Annotated in this window: 19 protein-coding genes; 11 read left to right on the plus strand and 8 right to left on the minus strand. The window is 64.9% G+C overall.

Annotation, left to right across the window (positions count from 1 at the left end; translation table 11 throughout):
- Nucleotides 1-48 precede the first annotated feature (48 nt).
- From L1F06_RS00230 to L1F06_RS00245, 4 genes are all read left to right on the plus strand, one after another.
- Nucleotides 49-546 carry a DUF3060 domain-containing protein gene (locus L1F06_RS00230; protein ID WP_003242029.1) on the plus strand — a complete coding sequence of 166 codons (498 nt, stop codon included), beginning with the start codon at nucleotides 49-51 and terminating at the stop codon, nucleotides 544-546.
- Nucleotides 547-620: 74 nt separating this feature from the next.
- Complete coding sequence (locus L1F06_RS00235; protein ID WP_129483193.1) at nucleotides 621-1,532, plus strand: LysR family transcriptional regulator; 912 nt, start codon at nucleotides 621-623, stop codon at nucleotides 1,530-1,532.
- Between the two features lie 53 nt (nucleotides 1,533-1,585).
- Nucleotides 1,586-1,825 carry a hypothetical protein gene (locus L1F06_RS00240; RefSeq protein ID WP_011920419.1) on the plus strand — a complete coding sequence of 80 codons (240 nt, stop codon included), beginning with the start codon at nucleotides 1,586-1,588 and terminating at the stop codon, nucleotides 1,823-1,825.
- Nucleotides 1,826-1,923: 98 nt separating this feature from the next.
- A complete protein-coding gene (locus tag L1F06_RS00245) occupies nucleotides 1,924-2,139 on the plus strand; it encodes a dodecin (protein WP_003242036.1) in 216 nt (71 codons plus the stop codon).
- Here the strand turns inward: L1F06_RS00245 and L1F06_RS00250 are convergent.
- Nucleotides 2,108-3,085 (minus strand): NAD-dependent epimerase/dehydratase family protein, encoded by a 978-nt coding sequence (locus L1F06_RS00250; RefSeq protein ID WP_129483194.1) that lies wholly within the window; start codon nucleotides 3,083-3,085, stop codon nucleotides 2,108-2,110. The two genes, L1F06_RS00245 and L1F06_RS00250, sit on opposite strands and share 32 nt — an antisense overlap.
- 283 nt (nucleotides 3,086-3,368) lie before the next feature.
- On the opposite strand from L1F06_RS00250, the gene L1F06_RS00255 reads away from it, so the two are divergent.
- The gene (locus L1F06_RS00255) at nucleotides 3,369-3,950 is read left to right on the plus strand and encodes a hypothetical protein (RefSeq protein ID WP_011920421.1); all 582 of its coding nucleotides are present in this window, start codon (nucleotides 3,369-3,371) and stop codon (nucleotides 3,948-3,950) included.
- A 242-nt stretch (nucleotides 3,951-4,192) separates the two neighbouring features.
- Here L1F06_RS00255 and L1F06_RS00260 read toward each other — a convergent pair whose 3' ends face one another.
- From L1F06_RS00260 to L1F06_RS00275, 4 genes are all read right to left on the minus strand, one after another.
- Nucleotides 4,193-5,422, minus strand: coding sequence for a nucleoside recognition domain-containing protein (locus L1F06_RS00260; protein ID WP_003242043.1), 1,230 nt, complete (start codon nucleotides 5,420-5,422; stop codon nucleotides 4,193-4,195).
- Between the two features lie 164 nt (nucleotides 5,423-5,586).
- Complete coding sequence (locus L1F06_RS00265; protein WP_129483195.1) at nucleotides 5,587-6,048, minus strand: inhibitor of vertebrate lysozyme family protein; 462 nt, start codon at nucleotides 6,046-6,048, stop codon at nucleotides 5,587-5,589.
- Between the two features lie 10 nt (nucleotides 6,049-6,058).
- A complete protein-coding gene (locus L1F06_RS00270; RefSeq protein ID WP_003242048.1) occupies nucleotides 6,059-6,223 on the minus strand; it encodes a DUF1328 domain-containing protein in 165 nt (54 codons plus the stop codon).
- Between the two features lie 19 nt (nucleotides 6,224-6,242).
- Nucleotides 6,243-6,443 (minus strand): hypothetical protein, encoded by a 201-nt coding sequence (locus L1F06_RS00275; protein ID WP_041772774.1) that lies wholly within the window; start codon nucleotides 6,441-6,443, stop codon nucleotides 6,243-6,245.
- 349 nt (nucleotides 6,444-6,792) lie between these two features.
- On the opposite strand from L1F06_RS00275, the gene L1F06_RS00280 reads away from it, so the two are divergent.
- A complete protein-coding gene (locus L1F06_RS00280; RefSeq protein WP_003242052.1) occupies nucleotides 6,793-7,194 on the plus strand; it encodes an acyl-CoA thioesterase in 402 nt (133 codons plus the stop codon).
- Between the two features lie 75 nt (nucleotides 7,195-7,269).
- Here L1F06_RS00280 and L1F06_RS00285 read toward each other — a convergent pair whose 3' ends face one another.
- The 3 genes from L1F06_RS00285 to L1F06_RS00295 form a co-directional block, all read right to left on the minus strand.
- The gene (locus tag L1F06_RS00285) at nucleotides 7,270-7,902 is read right to left on the minus strand and encodes a response regulator (protein WP_003242055.1); all 633 of its coding nucleotides are present in this window, start codon (nucleotides 7,900-7,902) and stop codon (nucleotides 7,270-7,272) included.
- Nucleotides 7,903-7,942: 40 nt separating this feature from the next.
- The gene (locus L1F06_RS00290) at nucleotides 7,943-9,292 is read right to left on the minus strand and encodes a cache domain-containing protein (RefSeq protein WP_011920423.1); all 1,350 of its coding nucleotides are present in this window, start codon (nucleotides 9,290-9,292) and stop codon (nucleotides 7,943-7,945) included.
- Nucleotides 9,293-9,860: 568 nt separating this feature from the next.
- Nucleotides 9,861-10,961, minus strand: coding sequence for a TRAP transporter substrate-binding protein (locus L1F06_RS00295; protein WP_003242058.1), 1,101 nt, complete (start codon nucleotides 10,959-10,961; stop codon nucleotides 9,861-9,863).
- A 184-nt stretch (nucleotides 10,962-11,145) separates the two neighbouring features.
- Between L1F06_RS00295 and L1F06_RS00300 the strand changes: the two genes are divergently transcribed.
- From L1F06_RS00300 to tssB, 5 genes are all read left to right on the plus strand, one after another.
- A complete protein-coding gene (locus L1F06_RS00300) occupies nucleotides 11,146-11,688 on the plus strand; it encodes a TRAP transporter small permease subunit (RefSeq protein WP_129483196.1) in 543 nt (180 codons plus the stop codon).
- Nucleotides 11,681-13,057 (plus strand): TRAP transporter large permease, encoded by a 1,377-nt coding sequence (locus L1F06_RS00305; RefSeq protein ID WP_003242060.1) that lies wholly within the window; start codon nucleotides 11,681-11,683, stop codon nucleotides 13,055-13,057. The genes L1F06_RS00300 and L1F06_RS00305 overlap by 8 nt, the downstream gene beginning before the upstream one ends.
- Nucleotides 13,058-13,161: 104 nt before the next feature.
- Nucleotides 13,162-14,064 carry a D-hexose-6-phosphate mutarotase gene (locus L1F06_RS00310; RefSeq protein ID WP_129483197.1) on the plus strand — a complete coding sequence of 301 codons (903 nt, stop codon included), beginning with the start codon at nucleotides 13,162-13,164 and terminating at the stop codon, nucleotides 14,062-14,064.
- Between the two features lie 435 nt (nucleotides 14,065-14,499).
- Nucleotides 14,500-16,062, plus strand: coding sequence for a type VI secretion system protein TssA (tssA, locus tag L1F06_RS00315; RefSeq protein WP_129483198.1), 1,563 nt, complete (start codon nucleotides 14,500-14,502; stop codon nucleotides 16,060-16,062).
- 54 nt (nucleotides 16,063-16,116) lie between these two features.
- Nucleotides 16,117-16,623 carry a type VI secretion system contractile sheath small subunit gene (gene tssB / locus L1F06_RS00320; protein WP_003242063.1) on the plus strand — a complete coding sequence of 169 codons (507 nt, stop codon included), beginning with the start codon at nucleotides 16,117-16,119 and terminating at the stop codon, nucleotides 16,621-16,623.
- Nucleotides 16,624-16,639: the final 16 nt, after the last annotated feature.

Below are 16,639 nucleotides of genomic sequence, written 5' to 3' on the forward strand. Positions count from 1 at the left end.
TGTCCCAGCCGCAGGCGGCGTGGCGCCGCCCCACAGGGAGAGATACGAATGCATAAGGTAATGGCGGTAAGCGTGATCTGCGCGGCGCTGGCGACGACGGCTCAGGCTGCGACACTGGAACTCCACGGTATTGGCAACTCACGCGATGTGGCGTGCAAGGGGCAGGACGTCAGCATCAGCGGCGCCGACAACCACTTCCGTTTGAGTGGCGACTGTGGCCGCGTCGAGGTGCACGGTTCGAAACATGTGATCAGCCTGGACAAGGCCGCCGGCCTGGAAGTGACCGGTGCGGCGAATCAGATACAGGCCGGACGGCTCGGTGGCCTGGATGTGGACGGAGCCGATCACCAGATCACGGCCCAGGTGCACGGCGACGGCCAGCAGCCCGCACAGGTCGTGCTCTATGGCGGCGGCAACGTACTCACGCTCGATCTACAAGGGCCAGTGCGGCTGGAGGTCAATGGAACTGATCAGCAGGTCACCTGGCAAGGGGACGATCCGGAGGTGGAAACCAGCGGCATCGACCACCGTTTGCAGCGGCAGTAAGCAGCTGCCAGGTTGGCGGCCCGCCGGGAACATGATTAGATGCCCCTGACTCGTCAGGAAAAATCACCTCTCCCATGAGCCGCGATCTGCCCCCACTCAATGCTCTGCGCGCCTTCGAAGCGGCTGCCCGCCTGCAAAGCGTCAGCCGCGCCGGCGAGGAGCTGCACGTCACCCACGGCGCGATCAGCCGTCAGATCCGCGTGCTGGAGGAGCAGCTTGGCGTCAGCCTGTTCGACAAGGACGGCCGCGGCGTGAAACTCACCGAGGCCGGGGTGCGCCTGCGCGATGCGGCGGGCGATGCCTTCGAGCGTCTGCGTGGGGTCTGCGCCGAGATCCGCCAACGCCAGGAAGGCGCCCCCTTCGTGCTTGGCTGTCCCGGCAGCCTGCTGGCGCGCTGGTTCATTCCCCGCCTGGATCGCCTGAACCGCGATCTGCCCGAGTTGCGTCTACAGCTGTCGGCCAGCGAGGGTGAGCTGGACCCGCGCCGGCCCGGTGTGGACGCCACACTGTGTTTCGCCACGCCGCCCTGGCCGGCGGATGTACAGGTGCATGAACTGGACACCGAGCGCATCGGGCCGGTGCTCAGCCCGCGCTATGCCGGGTATGAGGCTCTGCGGGGTGCGCCCGCCGCCGCGCTGCTCGGCGAGCCGCTGCTGCATACCGTGTCGCGGCCACAGGCCTGGCCGCAATGGGCGCTGGCGCAGGGGCTGGAGCCGGCGCGCCTGCAGCAGGGGCAGGGCTTCGAACATCTCTACTACCTGCTGGAGGCTGCCGCCGCAGGGCTTGGCGTGGCCATCGCGCCGCAGCAATTGGTGGCCGACGATCTGGCCGCCGGGCGCCTGCTGGCGCCCTGGGGCTTCGTCGAGACAGGGGCAAAACTGGCCCTGTGGGTCCCGGGCCGAGGGCATGACCTGCGTGCCGAGCGCCTGGCCGGCTGGCTGGCCGCGGAGCTGAACGGACTTGCTGCGCTTCGGTCGCCGGTATAGCGTGGCGCGACCGGCCGCATCCAGCGCCCGGACCATGACAGGGAGCAATCAGCATGAAAGAAAGTCGTGACTATCTGGAGATGGCCTTCCGCTCCATCAAATGCTTCGCCGATGACGGCAAGCTGCTGGTTCACGAGCTCGAAAGCCTGGTCGACATCGCCCGCCGCGACGGCGTGGTCGATGCCAACGAGAAGCGCATCCTGCAGGGCATCGTCGCCCGCCTGAACCCCGCCGAACTGACCGCCGACATGCAGACCAAGATCGCTGCGCTGAGGGCCGAGCTGCAGTTTTGAGCCAGCCGCCTCGCTTGTTCTTTTCCTCAGCTTGGCTAGCGTGAACGGTAGGTGGTTTCCATTGCCTACCAGAGGTTCATCCAGCTGAGGAGAACAGCATGACCGATCACCACACCTACAAGAAGATCGAAATCGTTGGTTCATCGCGAACCAGCATCGAGGACGCCATCGAGAACGCCCTGAGTGAGTGCGCCAAGAGCGTACGCAACATGGACTGGTTCGAGGTGGTGGAAACCCGTGGCCATATCGAGGACGGCAAGGTGGGTCACTACCAGGTCACCCTCAAGGTCGGCTTTCGCCTGAGCGGTAGCTGATGCCCTGTGCGTTGAGGAAGGCGAGAAAGGCTTCGCGGCTGGTGTAGCGCGGCTGATAGCCGAACTCCTCCTTCAACCGCTGGTTGGCCAGCACCGGCCGGTAGCGCAGAAAGTCCAGTTGCTCCGGGCCGTACTGGCTCAGCCCCAGCGGCTTGAGCAGGCGCAGCGCAGCGGCCAGCAGCGTGGCCGGCACGGGCCGGTAGGGTTTGCCTAGAATCTCGGCAATCTCCGCCAGGCTCAGGGCGCCATCGCCGGCCAGGTTGTAGATGCCTTCGCGAGCGGTCTCCAGCCCCTGGCGGATGATGCCGACCACGTCCTGCTCCCAGATGAACACGAAGCGGCTGTCATGACCGCGGACGCCGAGCACGGCGCGTTTCTTGAACAGGTCGCTGATCGGGTTGTTCAGACGGCGGCCGAGAATGGTGCCGGGACGCAGGATCAGCTGACGCAGCTGCGGGTGCTGGGCGCGGCTGCGCGCCAACAGCTGCTCGATCTCCAGCTTGTGCCTGGCGTAGACGAAATGCGGGTGCCCACGCAGCGGCTGATTCTCGTCTATCCACTCGGCATTCTCGGGGGCATAGCCATAGGCGGCGCCGGAGCTGGTGACGATCAGCTGGCGCACGCCGTTGGCGATGGCGCTGTCCACCAGGCACTGGGTGCCGCCCACTTCGATGGCGTGCAGGTGTGCTTCGCTCATGTCGCGCGGTGGCCGTATCATGGTGGCCAGGTGGACGATGGCGTCCGGTTTCCAGCCGGCAACGCAGGCCCGCACCTGCGCGGGGCGGCCCATGTCCAGCAACACCGGCTCGACGTTGGCTTTCAGCCCGCGACTGTCGAGCGCGCGGATATCGGCGGCGATCAGCGTCCATTGCGGATGCTGAATGGCCAGTTCGTCGAGCAGTTGGTGGCCGATGAAGCCGGCTGCGCCGGTGATCAGAACGCGCATGGCTGTCTCCCCGCGGCGCTTGGCGGCCGCCTGGCCTGGTCGATTGCGGCAAGCGCGCCGGGGCTTGCTGAGCGCGCTGAGCAGGCCTCGTAGTTGTTGTTGAAAGCCTTTTGCCAGTCTAGGCCGGAGCGCGCCGCCAGGTAGTGGCGAAAATGGCCATTGGCCATGATGATGCGTGCCAAGCCGACCAGTGGTGTGGCGCCGTGCACAGCCCGCAGGGCGGCCGCTGGCGAGCAGGGTGCGATTCGGGCAAGCTGAGGGCGCATGTTCAGGGAGGAATGTCATGTTCAGATCAATGCTGATGTTGCTGGCCGCGCTGGCGCTGGGCGGCTGCATCGAAAGCGAAACGCCGCTGGTCGAAGAGCGCCGTCTGCTGCTCAGCGGGGAGGATTTCTCCGCCTACGATGCGCCGGATGGCGGTCGCTACGAGAAGCTGGTGACCTATGCGGCGCGCAGCATCGACCTCAGCTTCGAGAGCGAAGGCAGCGACTGGTTCTATCTCTACAGCGGCGTTTCGCTCTATCCGCGTGCCAGCGACGCACTGATGACCAGCTACGCGGAAACCTTCGGCGCCTCGTTCGGCCTGCGCGGCAGCGGTCTGGTCGAGCAGGAGCTGCCGCTGCAAACCAAGCTGGCCGCGCGCGCCAGCCTCAAGCTGCTGACCCAGGACGGCGAGCCAGTGGGCAACCTGTTCTATGCCACGGTCGGCAACAAGTCGATGTTCACCATCTTCACCGGCGTCTACTTCGAGCGTGCCGAGGATTTCGAGGCCTTCGTCGCGCCCAAGCTGCTCGCCCTGCGTCAGTACAAGCACGACGATCCGCTGCTGACCTGGGCTGGCAGGACGCTCGGTTTCGACGAATAGCCGCCGCCGCGCACCAATCGTTCCCGTCTCGCGGCCGGGTTGGCCATGGTTGGGAATGCCTGTAAGAGCGGTGCGCGCGGCGCACCCGACGACCGCCCGCCCTCAACCACACGCCGATGACGAAGACGTCCACCGCCCCGTAGGGTGCGCCGTGCGCACCACTCGTTTACGGATCGGAGGGCATCGCCACGACCTCGGCGGCCTCGGACACCCCAGAAGCCCGGCCGGAGGCGGTAGACCGTCTAGCCGAAGAACCAGTAGCACACGCCGATGGCGGCAATAATCCCAGCCGCATCGGCCACCAGCGCGCAGCCCACGGCGTGACGGGCGCGCTGCAGGCCGACGGCGCCGAAATATACCGCCAGCACGTAGAAGGTGGTTTCGGTGCTGCCCTGCACGGTGGCGGCGATCAGGGCGGGGAAGCTGTCGACGCCGAAATTCTCCATGGTCTCGATCAGCATGGCGCGCGCGGCGCCACCGGAGAAGGGCTTCATCAGCGCGGTCGGCAGGGCGTCGACGAAACGGGTATCCCAGCCCAGCGCCTCGACCAGCCAGCGGATGCCGTCGAGGCCGAAATCCAGGGCGCCGGAGGCACGCAGCACGCCGATGGCGCAGAGCATGGCCACCAGATACGGCAGCAGGCTCTTGGCCACGTCGAAGCCGTCCTTGGCGCCTTCGATGAAACTTTCGTACACCGCCACCCGGCGCAGGGCGCCGACCAGCAGGAACAGCATGATCAGGCCGAACAGGGTGAGGTTGCCGAGCAGCGAGGACAGCGCCGCCAGCGCGGTGGCGCTCATGCCGGCCAGCAATGCCATGAAGCCGCCCAGCAGCAAGGCGGTGGGGATCAGGTAGGCCAGCACCACCGGGTCCCACAGGCGCAGGCGTTGCACCAGGGCCACGGCCAGCAGCCCGGCCAGCGTCGAGGCGCTGGTGGCGAGCAGGATCGGCAGGAAGACCAGGGTCGGGTCTTCCGCGCCCTGCTGCACGCGGTACATGAAGATCGATACCGGCAGCAGGGTCAGCGACGAGGTGTTGAGCACCAGAAACAGGATCTGCGCATTGCTCGCGGTGGTGGCGCTGGGGTTGAGATCCTGCAGGGCGCGCATGGCTTTCAGGCCGATGGGCGTGGCGGCGTTGTCCAGGCCCAGGCCATTGGCGGCGAAGTTCATGCTGATCAGTCCCAGCGCCGGGTGGCCGCGCGGCACTTCCGGCATCAAGCGGGCGAACAGCGGGCCCAGCAGGCGCGCCAGCAGATCCACCAGACCAGCCTTCTCGGCGATGCGCAGCAGGCCGAGCCACAGCGTCAGCGTGCCGAACAGCACCACCATCAGCTCCACCGAGAGCTTGGCCATGGCGAACAGGCTCTCGACCATGGCGCCGAACACGGTGGCGTCGCCACCGATCAGCCAGCGGGCCAGGGCGGCGATCGCACCCAGCAGGAAAAAACTCAGCCAAAGGCCGTTGAGCATTGCGATCCCCCTTAGCTCGAAGTCGCGAAGCGACGCCTTCCTTGCTGCCCTTCTCCCTCAGGAGAAGGTGGCGCCAGGCGCCGGATAGGGAGGGCATGCCGTTATGGCGGGGGATGATAGCGTGCCGACGAGGTTGTAGGGGACCGCCGGCAATGAGCCGTCACTCAATACCAGTTGGGGTCGTTGCGCAGCTGCTCCATCAGCATCTGCTGGATTTCCTCGCTGGGCTCGCCCAGCCAGCGCAGGCTGGCGTGCTCGCTGGGGGCGCGATCTTCCGGCAGGCCTTCGGGCACCTGGACGTAGAGCGCATAGGCATCGTCGTCCTGCCATTCGAAGGCGATGTACGCGCGCTGGCTGAAGCAGTTGTGCGCTTCGCACACCTGGCCCACCAGATAGCGGTCACTGTCGGCTTCCACGGCCTGCATCGGCGTCGACAGGCCGCTGAGGTTGATCAGCCAGTCCGGCAGGCGTTCCTCGTTCTTGACCAGACCCTGCCAGGCCTCGCGGTATTCGGCGTTGCTGGTCAGCAGCTCGCCCGGGTGGAAGGCGGCATCTCGATCGGCGGCCTGGGCCGCCAGGGCGCCACCCATCAACAGGGCGGCGGCAATGGCGTGCATCAACTGCATCGACGTCTCCTTACATGCGGGGGCGACGGCCCATGATGAACGAGATGATGAACAGCACCAGGAACACCACGAACAGGATCTTGGCGATACCTGCGGCGGTGCCGGCGATACCACCGAAGCCCAGTACGGCAGCGATGATGGCGATGATCAGAAAAGTAAGTGCCCAACTCAGCATGGCGTTTCTCCTCGGTGGTTCAATGGGTAGCGGCCCAGGCGGGCCAGGGGTGTTGCGGGTTGCTCGGGATGGCCGGCTGGCGCGGGCTGCCCTCGGGCAGGTCCAGCTCGGCGGTGGTGTTGCGGCTGGCGCACAGGGTCTGGCCAACCAGCAGGACGCTGGCGAGGATCAGACTCAGCAGTAGCAGCAAGGCTGCCAGCACCAAAGCGACTATCCACATGGCGGTTCTCCTGTCGCATTGGGGCGAATGGCATGTCCGCCCCTTCCTTTTCCAACCTCGTGACCGGTGCATCACCGATCACTCAACCAAAGCATTGCAGCGCCCGTGCCAGTCTTTTGCTGGAAGTAAATCCTTTTAAAATCAGTGACTTGAATATTGGCTGGGGTGACCGGTGACGGGCATCCTGCCCGAACGGGCGTTTGCCGGTCGTGCGTTTTGCCCGACGGCCAGGCGCCGGGGGCCGTTGATGTGGTCGCCCGCCGACCGCTCAGTCGGTATACTCGCTGCGCCCGTGTGCCATGCGGGTTCCGCGCCTCAGAACAACAACCGCGCCGCGAGTCTCGAGCCGATGAACGACTACGAACAGGAAGATCCGATCCCTCAGGGTGACCTCGCCCTGCAGATCACTGCGCTGCCGCGCGAGACCAATGGTTTCGGTGATATCTACGGTGGCTGGCTGGTTTCGCAGATGGACCTCGCCGGTACCGCCATGGCGAGCAAGGTCGCGGGGGGCCGCGTAGCGACCGTGGCCATCGATCGCATGGCCTTTCTGGTGCCGGTGGCGGTGGGTGCGCAGTTGTCCTTCTACACCCAGGCCCTGGAAGTGGGGCGCAGCTCGATCCAGATGATGGTCGAGGTGTGGAGCGACGATCCGTTGTCCAACGAATGGCGCAAGGTCACCGAGGCGGTGTTCGTCTTCGTCGCCATCGACGGCAGCGGCCGTACCCGCCCGGTACCGGCACGCCGCTGAAGCTGAGGCTACTCGCCGTCGACTGCCGCATTCCGGCGCTTGGGGGCTGCAGGGCTCTATCCACCTGACGGCCTGCTAGTCGTAGGGTACCCAGCCATGGGCCAGGGCATGCTTGAGCAGGTCTGCCGGCTTGTCGATAGCCAGTTTGCGCCTGATGCTCAGGCGATGGGTTTCCACGGTGCGCACGCTGATCTGCAGGGTGCGGGCCATGACCTTGTTGTTCAGACCCTGGGCGAGCATCAGCAGCACCTCGCGTTCGCGCGGCGTCAGTTCGTCTTCGCTGGGGGCCGGCTTGACCAGCTTGCGCGCGATATCGCCGCTGTAGAAGCTGCCGCCGGCTGCAATGGCTTCGATAGCCGCGACGATTTCCCGGGAAGGCGCTTCCTTCAGAACGTAGCCGCTGGCGCCCACCGCCAGCGAGCTGCTCACGTACTCCTGATTGTCGTACATGCTCAGCATCAACACCTTTATGGCGGGGTAGCGCTCGCGCAGCTGGCGGGTCAGTTCCAGCCCGTTGATGTCGCGCAGGCCCACATCCATCAGCAGGATGTCGACTGGGGTGCGCTGCAGCAGGTCGAACGCCTCGGCGCCACTGCCGGCCTCGCCGACGACCTGGAAATGAGGCAGCACCTCGAGCAGCGCGCGAATACCTTCGCGCACCAGAGCGTGGTCGTCTATCAGGGCAATTCGTATGGTGGCAGCGGTCATGGATGCGCGCTCTTGTTGTTTTGGTCGTTTCAGTCGAGAGCTAGGGTGTCGGTAGTGGCAGCGTCACCATCAGCTCCGTGTGGCCGGGTTGCGAGGTCAGGGCGAAGCGCCCGCCAAAATGTTCGACACGCTGGCGGATGTTGCGCAAGCCGATACCGCCAGTCAGGGTGTCGAAATGCCGGGAGCTGAAACCGACACCGTCGTCGCGAACCCGCAAACGCACCCGTCGCGCCCGGCCGTCGAGGCTGATGGCAACGGTGTTCGCCTGCGCGTGGCGCTCGATATTGGTCAGGGCTTCCTGCAGGATCCTGAACAGCGCAACCGCCATCCCATCGTTGAGCAGTGTATCGCCCAGGTCGTTCTTGTAGTCGATCAGCAGGCCGCTGCGTTGCTCGAATTCGGCGACCAGCTGAGCAATCGCGGCGGGCAGGCCGAGGGTGTCGAGCAGCGAGGGGTGCAGGTCGTGGGAAATCCGTCGCACTTCGCCGATGGCACCCGCGAGCCGCTCGGTGCCCTTGTGCAGCGTGTCCAGACCCTGCTCATTGCCCGAGGCCAGCTCCAGGCTGGCCAGCTCGAACTGGAACTTGATGGAAGCGAGCAGCTGGCTGATGCCGTCGTGCAGCTCGCGCGAGACCCGCGAGCGCTCCTCTTCCTGCAGGCTGACGATGCGTTGGGTGAGCAACTGCAGCTTGCGATCCGCCAGGCGATGCTCGCTGAGGTTCAGCGCCAGGCCGCCGGCGAACACCAGCAGCACGGCGACCAAGGCCACGCCGGCAATCGCCAGCATGGTGGCATGGATGCCGTTGCTGGCCTCGTCGTGCACCTGGGCAATCGCCTGGTCGACGTCTTCCAGATAGATGCCGGTGCCGAGCATCCAGCCCCAGCGCTCGAGCATGACCACGTAGGCCAGCTTGTCGGTCACCTCGCCGGTGGACGGTTTCTGCCAGGCGTAAAGCTGGAAGCCGTCGCCGCTCTGCGCGCTCTGCATCAGGGCCTGAATGACCAGTAGGCCGCGCGGGTCGGTCATGTTCCAGAGGTCCTGCCCGACCAGCTCGCCCTGACGCGGATGCATCAGGTTGCGCCCGTTGCTCTCGTAAACGAAGAAGTAGCCGTCGCTGCCGAAGCTGATTCTGGCCAGCACCCCCAACACCTGCTGTTTGATCTCGGCATCGTCGCGGCCGCTTTCGTACAGCGGCGAAATGATGCTCAGGGCCATCTCGACATAGTGTTTGAGCTCGACGCGCTTGCTCGCCAGGATGCTGTCTTCGATCAGGCGCGCCTGTTGCTCGCCCAGGCGCTGGTTCTGGAAGAACACCAGAACACAGACCACCGCCACGGCCAGCAGCAACGGCAGCACGCTGAGTGCGACTATCTTGTGTTTGAGCTGCATGGGTCAGGTCATTCCGGAAAGAACACAGCCAGCTGAATGCGAAATTGGCGCAGCAGAGTACCCGGGTCGTCGCCGGGTTGGCGGGGTCGAGCGGCGCTGGCCTGACTCGTCCGCCCAGCGGCATGACCGGCGTCGCTGGAACGGCGCATCGCATCCGTGTGTATTCGGTGCCTGTCTGCAGGCAGTCGATCATACCCGGATTTGCGCTGTGCTTTGTGGCGTGTGGCTGGCCAAGACGCGCACTTCGTCGGCGATCAGGAGATATCCACCACGGCTCTCGCTGGCCATGTCGAGTGCTGACGATTCCCGGTGAAGGCGGTGTGTCTCCTGAGCGTCCGGGCGCAATCGCGTCGGCAGCGAAGCCTGAGCCTAGTGGGACTGGTCGAGGATGCAGCGGGTAAAGCCCGAGTCGGGTCGGGAAACCGCTCGATACCCAGCGAAGGGGCCAGACAGCGGCCATCTGCCTTGGCTCAAAAGAGAAGACCCGGCGATTGCACCGGGTCTGCGATAGTCGCCGCGCTAGGCGAACGGCTCGCCGCGCGACGCCGAGCTTTGCATGGCTCGGCAATCAGCCGCGGATGTTGTAGATGTCCTTCTCGTTGCTTTCGGCGTATTCGTACAGGCGCTTGAGGTAGGCCTTCTGGTGTTCCCAGACCTTGCTCGCTGCCGGGTCGGCCGCGGCGCTGGCATCGACCACCTCGGCCGCCACTTCCTTCAGGCGGGCCAGGACTTCGTCCGGCAGGCGGCGGACTTCCACGCCATCGGCCTTGAGCTGTTCCATGGCTTCCATGTTCTTGGCGTTGTAGTCGTCGAGCATGTCGCCGTTGACGTCGCGAGCGGCGGCACGAACGATGGCCTTGAGGTCGGCCGGCAGGGTGTCCCAGGCCTTGAGGTTGACGTCCAGCTCGAACAGTACGCTCGGCTCCTGCCAGCCCGGGGTGTAGTAGTACTTGGCAGCCTTGTGCAGGCCCAGGGCCAGGTCGTTGTACGGGCCGATCCACTCGGTGGCGTCGATGGCGCCGGTCTGCATGGCAGTGAAGATCTCGCCGGCCGGCATGTTGACCACGGTACCGCCCATCTTGGTCAGCACTTCGCCGCCCAGGCCGGGGGTGCGCATCTTCAGGCCCTTGAAGTCGTCGACCGAGTTGATTTCCTTGTTGAACCAGCCGGCAGTCTGCACGCCGGTGTTGCCGCAGGCCATGGGCAGGACGCCGAACGGCTTGTACACCTCTTCCCACAGCTGCTGACCGCCGCCGCGGTGCAGCCAGGCGTTCATTTCCTGGGCGTTGGGACCGAACGGCGAGGCGCAGAAGAATTGCGCGGCCGGGACCTTGCCCTTCCAGTAGTACGGCGCGCCGTGACCCATTTCGGCGGTGCCGCGAGAGACTGCATCGAACACTTCCAGCGCCGGAACCAGCTCGCCGGCGGCGTAGACCTTGATCTTCAGACGGCCGTTGCTCATCTCCTCGACGAGCTTGGCGAAGCGCTCGGCGCCGACGCCGACGCCTGGGAAGTTCTTCGGCCAGGAGGTGACCATCTTCCAGTTGAAGGTCTGGGAACTCGAGCCCTCTTGGGGCGCAGCGGCGCTTTTTGCCTCTTCTTTGCAGCCCACCAGTGCGGTGGCTGCCAGGCCAACACCGGCTGCGGCGAGTATGTCGCGACGTTTCATGCAATGCTCCTTGTTGTTGTGATGACTCGAACACCGGGATCGCCAGCATTCGGAGCGTTCTGACTATCATAGGCAATGGCATCACTCAAGCGCAGCGACTACGTACGTAGTATTGCGGGTTGCGACGCTCTCGAGCGGCCACCTAGAATCCCGAGCCCCTTGGCTATAAGAATAAGGATCTGCCATGCCCAATCCCCCCCCTTTACTTGGGTTGGCACGCTTCATCGATGCGTGCAACGCCCTATTCGGCAAGGCCTGCGCCTGGCTCACCCTGTTTCTGGTAATCGGCACCGCCATCGTCGTGGTACTGCGCTACGGCTTCGGTATCGGCGCGACGGCGCTGCAGGAAGCCGTGCTCTACGCCCATGCGCTGGTATTCATGGGCGCTGCGGCCTGGGTGCAGCAGCGTAACGGCCATGTGCGCGTGGACATCTTCTTCCAGAAATTCAGCGGTCGCCGTCAGGCGCTGGTGGAAATTCTCGGCACCCTGCTGTTCCTGTTGCCGGTCGCGCTGTTCCTCGGCTGGGCCAGCTGGGACTACGTCAGCAACTCCTGGGCGACCCGCGAGGCCTCGGGGGAGTCCGGCGGTCTGAAGTTCGTCTACCTGCAGAAGAGCATCATCCTGGTGCTGGTGGTCAGCCTGGCGCTGCAGGGCGTTTCCAATCTGATCAAGGCGCTCTACGTCATCAGCGGTCGCCTGCCGGCTCCGGAGGTGAAACATGGCTGAGTTGATGGCGATTCTGCTGTTCGTCAGCATCTGCCTGGCGCTGATGGCCGGTTATCCGGTGGCCTTCACCCTGGCCGGTGTGTCCCTGCTGTTCGCCGGTATCGGCGTGCTCACCGGTACCTTCGATGCCGGTTACCTGAGCGCCCTGCCCAACCGTCTGTTCGGCATCATGAACAACCAGACCATGCTGGCCGTGCCGCTGTTCGTGTTCATGGGGGTGATGCTGGAACGCTCGCGAGTGGCCGAGGATCTGCTCGAGTCCATGTCGCGCCTGTTCGGCACCCTGCGTGGCGGTCTGGCGATTTCCGTGTGCGTGGTCGGCGCCCTGCTGGCCGCTTCCACCGGCATCGTCGGTGCCACCGTGGTGACCATGGGCCTGCTGGCGCTGCCGACCATGCTGCGCCGCGGCTATGATCCGGCCATTTCCACCGGCACCCTGGCGGCTACCGGCACGTTGGGCCAGATCATCCCGCCGTCCATCGTGCTGGTGCTGCTCGGCGACGTGATGTCCAGCGCCTATCAGCAGGCGCAGCTGAAGATGGGCATCTTCTCGCCGAAAACCGTTTCGGTCGGCGACCTGTTCGTCGGCGCCCTGCTGCCCGGTCTGCTGCTGGTCGGCCTGTACATCCTCTATATCGTCGGCACCGCGATCTTCCAGCCGAAGAAGCTGCCGGCGCTGCCGCAGGAAGAGCTGGGGCCGATCGAGTGGGGCAAGCTGATCAAGGCGCTGGTACCGCCGCTGATCCTGATCGGCGCGGTGCTTGGCTCGATCCTCGCCGGCTATGCCACGCCCACCGAGGCCGCGGCATTGGGCGCCGTGGGTGCGATGCTGCTGGCGGCGAGCAAGGGCAAGCTGAATTTCGGCCAGCTCAAGGAAGTGGCCTACGGCACCACCGAGATCAGCGCCATGGTTTTCATGATCCTGATCGGCGCCTCGCTGTTCTCCCTGGTATTCCGCGGTTTCGGCGGCGAGCACATGATCGAGGAAGTGTTCGCCCAGCTGCCGGGCGGCGTGCTTGGCGCCTTCTTCCTGGTGATGCTGGTGATCTTCCTGCTCGGCTTCATCCTCGACTTCATCGAAATCACCTTCGTGGTGGTGCCGATCGTCGGGCCGGTGCTGCTGGCCATGGGGCTGGATCCGATCTGGCTCGGCGTGATGATCGCGCTGAACCTGCAGACCTCCTTCCTCACCCCGCCGTTCGGCTTCGCACTGTTCTACCTGCGCGGGGTGACGCCGGCATCGGTGGCCACCAGCACCATCTACAAGGGTGTAGTGCCGTTCATCCTGATCCAGATCCTGCTGCTGGTGATCGCCTACATGTTCCCGGGGCTGATCACCTGGCTGCCGGAACAGGTCTACGGCAAGTAGGTCATACCTCGCAGTTGCCAGACGCCCGTCCTAGTGACGGGCGTTTTGCTTTGTGCGCCGTCTGAGCGTCCAATAGAAGCCATTTCGCAGAGCGAGAAGCCGCCATGAGCAATACCCAAGTCGAACGTGTGGAACTGGATCAACTGATCTGCTGGCGCATTCGCACCCAGCGCAGCGAGCTGCTGGTGGCCCAGCAGGGGGCGCAGATACTCGCTTACCAGCGCGACGGCCAGCCGCCGCTGATCTGGCTCAGCCCCGAGGCCGCCTATCAGCGCGCGCAGAGCGTGCGTGGCGGGGTGCCGATCTGCTGGCCCTGGTTCGGCGACCTGCGGCGCAATCCCCAGGCGGTGCAGGCGCACTACCAGCAGGTCGAAGCGCCTGCCCATGGTCTGGTGCGCGGGCTGGACTGGCAGCTGCTGGGCATCGACGAGGAGGGCGAGCAGGTGACGCTGCGGTTCGCCTTCGATACGCAGAAGGAGCCGCTGGCGGGCTGGCCGCATGCGGCACTCCTGCAGTTCGAGATTCGTCTGGCGGACGATCTGGCTATGAGCCTGCAGACCCACAACCGTGGGGAAGCGCCCTTGACCCTGAGCCAGGCCCTGCATACCTACTTCGCCGTCAGCGACGTGCGCCAGGTCAGCGTCGATGGCCTGCGGGGCTGCCGCTACGTCGACACGCTGCAGGACTGGCGAGAGCTGCGGCAGGATGCCGAATTGCGCTTCGTCGGCGAGACCGACCGCATTTATATGGACACGCCGGCCCGCCTGAGCATCGTCGATCCGGGCTGGGGGCGGCGCATTCACCTCGATTGCAGCGGCTCGCGCTCGGCCGTGCTGTGGAATCCCTGGGTCGACAAGGCCAGGCGCCTTTCCCAGTTCCCGGATGACGCCTGGCAAAACATGCTGTGCATCGAGACCGCCAACCTGCTGGAGGATGTGGTGCAGGTGAAACCCGACGAATGGCACCGCCTCGATTTGCGGCTTTCCAGCGACTCGTTCGGGCACTGATCGACGCTGCCTGACGCTAGCCGACCTGGCACAAAGCCAGTATATAAACAGCGGCCGGCGTCACATAAGCAAATATCAATGTGCCATCAAATGTGATGCGCCACTAATTTGCTAGTAAGTTATTTCCTACAAGTACGGAAGAACATCTCCGCGGCCCTGAAACATCGATGACAACTTGTCGGAAGTTCGTGACAAATACCCGGTACTGACGTTCCGGTAATAATTTGAAAGATGTCCTCGAATGTTAGGCATTTCACACTTCCGGCGGTTGCCCCCCTTCGATCATGGGGCTAGGATGCCCGACCTATAAGGATCTTGCGCAAGTTGTTGCACAAACAACTGCGCAAAAAGTTGCGCACTGCGGTGTTTTTGCCCTGGCTGGATAGCCAAGTGCTACACCTGCGGAAGTTGCCCACTTAGAAGTCGAGTCATGGAATGACGTACTCCAGCAAGCTCACCGCTCATTATCTCAATCTGGCTAAATCCCCTATTAATGAAGGGAACTTCGCCGGTGAAGACGTGCGTTATTCCAGCGAATACGAAATGCTGGAAACCGAGCTGGGCAAGGCCTCCTCGCTGCATGAAACCGGCGCCATCGACTGGCAGAAGGTGCGCGAGGGCAGCGAGAACCTGCTGACCACCCAATCCAAGGATCTGCGCGCCGCCACCTGGCTGACCTGGGGCCTGTTCCAGCGCGAATCCTTCGCCGGCCTGCAGGCCGGTCTGAACCTGCTGCACTACCTCTGCGAACACCACTGGCACGAGCTGCACCCGCGCAAGGCGCGGACCCGCACCGCCGCCATCAACTGGCTGCTGCCGCGCCTGGAACAGGCGCTGGCCGAACACGTGCCGATCAGCGAGCAGCTGCCGCTGTTTCGCCGTCTGGCCGAACACCTGCACGGTCTGGAAGCCACCCTGTCGAGCCACCTCGGCGAGGACTCGCCGCTGCTGCTGCCGTTGTGCCGCCGCCTCGACGAGCAGATCAAGCGGGCCAGCCAGGGCCAGGCCGAGCCGGGCGCAGTCGGCGCCGCCATTGCCCAGGTCAAGCAGGTCGCCACCCAGATCATCACCGGCAGCGGTCCCATCGAAAGCGAGAAGGATGCCCACAAGGCCCTGCGCAGCCAGCAGGACGCCGCCCGCCCGCTGTGCGCCTGGTGGCTGAAGAACAAGGCCACCGACCTCAAGCCGCTGCGCCTGGCGCGTACCCTGCTGTGGCTGCCCATCGAGTCGCTGCCCGAGCGCAACGCCGAACAGATCACCGCCCTGCGCGGCCTGCCGGCCGACAAGCTGGCCTCCTACAAGGAACGTTTCGCCCAGGGCGCCTACGCCGACCTGCTCGCCGATCTGGAAGCCAGCATCGCCCGCGCGCCGTTCTGGCTCGATGGCCAGCGCCTGGTCTGGGAATGCCTGCAGGAGCTCAAGGCCGAGCAGGCCATGCGCGAAGTGGAAATCCAGCTCGCCCTGTTCTTGCAGCGCGTGCCCGGCCTCGACGAGCTGCGCTTCCATGACGGCGTGCCCTTCGCCGATGCCGAGACCCGTGCCTGGATCGGTGCCCATGTGCTGCCGCACCTGCAGGCCCCGGAAGTGGAGAAGAAGCCTGCCGCCAGCGAGCAGGGCGCCACGCCGCCCTGGGAAGAGGCGCTGCAGCAGGTGCTGCCCGGCCTGCGCAAGGACGGCCTGAAGGCCGCCGTGCAGCAGCTCAAGCAGGGCATGTCGCGCGCCCGTGGCGGCCGCGAACGCTTCTTCTGGCAACTGACCCTGGCCCGCCTGTGCTTCGCCGCGAAGAAGTACGACCTGGCCAAGACCCAACTCGAATCGCTCGACCAGACGCTGCAGGCCGCCGGCCTCGGCGAGTGGGAACCCGATCTCGCCCTGGACGTGCTGCGCCTGCTGCACCACTGCTGCGAGCTGCTGCCGCAGAACCATGCGGTGCGCGACAGCAAGGACGAGATCTATCGCAGGTTGTGCCACCTCGATCTCGAGGTGGTGCTGGAGTAAGGCGCCAACACGCCAATCAAGGCCTCCGGGCCATCAACGCAAAGGAGAACAGCCATGGCCAAAGAAGGCTCGGTAGCCCCCAAGGAACGCATCAACGTCACCTTCAAACCCGCCACCGGCGGCGCCCAGGAAGAAATCGAACTGCCCCTGAAGCTCATGGTGCTCGGCGATTTCACCCAGCGTGCCGACGATCGCAAGATCGAAGACCGCAAGCCCATCAGCATCGACAAGAACAGCTTCGACGAAGTGCTGGCCAAGCAGGAACTGAACCTGACCTTCGCCGTGCCGAACCGTCTGCAGGACGAGCAGACCGATGACGAGCTGGCCGTGCAGCTGCGCATCAACTCCATGAAGGACTTCAACCCCGCCAACCTGGTCGAGCAGGTACCGGAGCTGAAGAAGCTGATGGAACTGCGCGACGCCCTGGTCGCCCTCAAAGGCCCGCTGGGCAACGCCCCGGCCTTCCGCAAGGCGATCGAAAGCGTGCTCTCCGACGACGACTCGCGCGATCGCGTGCTCGGCGAACTGGGCCTGGCCGCCAAAGACAAGCTGGATTCCTGATTCTCACTGACAAGGA

The sequence above is a fragment of the Pseudomonas hydrolytica genome (assembly GCF_021495345.1).
In the GTDB taxonomy this organism is placed as follows: domain Bacteria; phylum Pseudomonadota; class Gammaproteobacteria; order Pseudomonadales; family Pseudomonadaceae; genus Aquipseudomonas; species Aquipseudomonas hydrolytica.

Excerpts from the sequence above, each read along its gene's own strand:
- L1F06_RS00230 (WP_003242029.1), top strand. The coding sequence starts at position 49 with ATGCATAAGGTAATGGCGGTAAGCGTGATCTGCGCGGCGCTGGCGACG.
- L1F06_RS00235 (WP_129483193.1), top strand. The coding sequence starts at position 621 with ATGAGCCGCGATCTGCCCCCACTCAATGCTCTGCGCGCCTTCGAAGCG.
- L1F06_RS00240 (WP_011920419.1), top strand. The coding sequence starts at position 1,586 with ATGAAAGAAAGTCGTGACTATCTGGAGATGGCCTTCCGCTCCATCAAA.
- L1F06_RS00245 (WP_003242036.1), top strand. The coding sequence starts at position 1,924 with ATGACCGATCACCACACCTACAAGAAGATCGAAATCGTTGGTTCATCG.
- L1F06_RS00250 (WP_129483194.1), bottom strand. The coding sequence starts at position 3,085 with ATGCGCGTTCTGATCACCGGCGCAGCCGGCTTCATCGGCCACCAACTG.
- L1F06_RS00255 (WP_011920421.1), top strand. The coding sequence starts at position 3,369 with ATGTTCAGATCAATGCTGATGTTGCTGGCCGCGCTGGCGCTGGGCGGC.
- L1F06_RS00260 (WP_003242043.1), bottom strand. The coding sequence starts at position 5,422 with ATGCTCAACGGCCTTTGGCTGAGTTTTTTCCTGCTGGGTGCGATCGCC.
- L1F06_RS00265 (WP_129483195.1), bottom strand. The coding sequence starts at position 6,048 with ATGCAGTTGATGCACGCCATTGCCGCCGCCCTGTTGATGGGTGGCGCC.
- L1F06_RS00270 (WP_003242048.1), bottom strand. The coding sequence starts at position 6,223 with ATGCTGAGTTGGGCACTTACTTTTCTGATCATCGCCATCATCGCTGCC.
- L1F06_RS00275 (WP_041772774.1), bottom strand. The coding sequence starts at position 6,443 with ATGTGGATAGTCGCTTTGGTGCTGGCAGCCTTGCTGCTACTGCTGAGT.
- L1F06_RS00280 (WP_003242052.1), top strand. The coding sequence starts at position 6,793 with ATGAACGACTACGAACAGGAAGATCCGATCCCTCAGGGTGACCTCGCC.
- L1F06_RS00285 (WP_003242055.1), bottom strand. The coding sequence starts at position 7,902 with ATGACCGCTGCCACCATACGAATTGCCCTGATAGACGACCACGCTCTG.
- L1F06_RS00290 (WP_011920423.1), bottom strand. The coding sequence starts at position 9,292 with ATGCAGCTCAAACACAAGATAGTCGCACTCAGCGTGCTGCCGTTGCTG.
- L1F06_RS00295 (WP_003242058.1), bottom strand. The coding sequence starts at position 10,961 with ATGAAACGTCGCGACATACTCGCCGCAGCCGGTGTTGGCCTGGCAGCC.
- L1F06_RS00300 (WP_129483196.1), top strand. The coding sequence starts at position 11,146 with ATGCCCAATCCCCCCCCTTTACTTGGGTTGGCACGCTTCATCGATGCG.
- L1F06_RS00305 (WP_003242060.1), top strand. The coding sequence starts at position 11,681 with ATGGCTGAGTTGATGGCGATTCTGCTGTTCGTCAGCATCTGCCTGGCG.
- L1F06_RS00310 (WP_129483197.1), top strand. The coding sequence starts at position 13,162 with ATGAGCAATACCCAAGTCGAACGTGTGGAACTGGATCAACTGATCTGC.
- tssA (WP_129483198.1), top strand. The coding sequence starts at position 14,500 with ATGACGTACTCCAGCAAGCTCACCGCTCATTATCTCAATCTGGCTAAA.
- tssB (WP_003242063.1), top strand. The coding sequence starts at position 16,117 with ATGGCCAAAGAAGGCTCGGTAGCCCCCAAGGAACGCATCAACGTCACC.